This is a genomic window from Lysinibacillus sp. GbtcB16, assembly GCF_019091145.1.
In the GTDB taxonomy this organism is placed as follows: domain Bacteria; phylum Bacillota; class Bacilli; order Bacillales_A; family Planococcaceae; genus Lysinibacillus; species Lysinibacillus fusiformis.
On sequence record NZ_JAGXJV010000998.1, the window covers coordinates 1 to 205 of the forward strand.

General features: G+C 43.9%; 1 rRNA gene. It reads right to left on the reverse strand.

Annotation, left to right across the window (positions count from 1 at the left end):
• Positions 1-58, reverse strand: a 5S ribosomal RNA gene (rrf, locus tag KVT27_RS26555); the annotation flags it as partial.
• Between the last annotated feature and the right edge of the window lie 147 nt (positions 59-205).

Here is a 205-nt window from a genome sequence, read left to right on the forward strand (position 1 = left end):
GCTTAACTTCCGTGTTCGGTATGGGAACGGGTGTGACCTCTTTGCCATCATCACTAGACTATTTTCGGCTTTCAATATACATCGCATTTCTTCGTCAGCTGCTGTCGTTCAGTCAGTCACGTACTTGAAGTACGCTCCTTCCCTCTCTCCATTGCTTCCTCGAACTACTCGTATCTTGAAACCCTTCATAAAAGAAATTATTCTT